The 1,102-nt window shown below is 79.9% G+C and carries 1 protein-coding gene; it reads right to left on the bottom strand.

Annotation, left to right across the window (positions count from 1 at the left end):
* Positions 1-74: 74 nt before the first annotated feature.
* Positions 75-1,102 (bottom strand): FtsX-like permease family protein (locus NH602_RS31015; protein ID WP_253069715.1); only part of this gene is annotated, 1,028 nt, incomplete at its 5' end.

Below are 1,102 nucleotides of genomic sequence, written 5' to 3'. Positions count from 1 at the left end.
CCTGGAGCCCGCGCGCTGCCCCGCCGCAGCCACCCGCGCGCCCGACCCCCCGGTCCGGGCGCGCGGGTGCGCCCTCACGCCGCGACGACGCCGTGCGCGGGCTCGATCCGCCCGGCTCGGCGCACCGGCCCCACCGAGGCGGCCACCGCGACCGCGACGACGGCCGCGGCCAGCGCGGCGAGCTGCCCCAGCGGGATACCGGAGGTGGGCGCACCGATCCCGGTCGCAGCGAGCGCCAGTACCCCGTAGGCGCCGCCGATCACCACCCCCAGCACGGCCGCGACCGCCCCGGCCAGCGCCGCCTCGGCCGCCACCGCGCGCCGGGACGCGGCGCGCGACAGCCCGAGGGTGCGCAGCAGCGCGATCTCCCGGGTCCGTTCGCTGACCGACAGCGCCAGGGTCACGCCGACCCCGACGACGGCCACCAGCAACGTCACCCCGACCAGACCGAGTCCGATCCCGCGCACGGCACCGACCGCCCTCTCGGTCTGTTCCCGCATGTCCGCGACGAAGGCGGCCGACGCGTCACCCGCGCCCCGCGCCACCGCGGAGCGCACCGCGACCGGGTCCGCGCCCGGCGCCGGGTCGACGAGCACGATGCCGTCGGACACCCGGGCGGTCAGCTCCGGGGCCGCGTCCAGCCGGGCCGCGAGCGCGTCCGTGTCCCGGTCCACGGTCCCGGGGAACACGACCACGTCGGCCGGGTAGTTGCGGTCGATCGACGCCCGCGCGTCGGCGGACGCCCCGGCCACCGCGACCAGCAGCGCGGCGGTCAGCCCCACGCCCAGCGACAGGACCGTGGTCATCGCCGCGGTCCGCCGCGACATACGCCGGGCGTTGCCGACCGCGATCCGCCCCGGCGCCCACCGCGCGACCAGGGGCGCGAGCAGTGCCGCCGCACCGGACACCACGAACGGGCCCGCCACCACGAGCGCGGCGAACACGCTCATCCCGGACAGCGCGGCCAGCGCGGTCCCGGTCAGCGCATCGCCGAGCTCCACCGCGAGGGCGGCGAGTGCCCCGGCGGCGAGCAGCGCGAGCGCGGCGAGCGTCACCCGGACCCGGACCCGCGGGCCGCGGGCGCCGGTCGCGTCGGCGGCAC

The organism is Pseudonocardia sp. McavD-2-B (assembly GCF_024124365.1).
GTDB lineage: Bacteria > Actinomycetota > Actinomycetes > Mycobacteriales > Pseudonocardiaceae > Pseudonocardia > Pseudonocardia alni.
The sequence above is the reverse complement of the archived record's forward strand: the minus strand, read 5'-3'. Positions and strand labels throughout refer to the sequence as shown.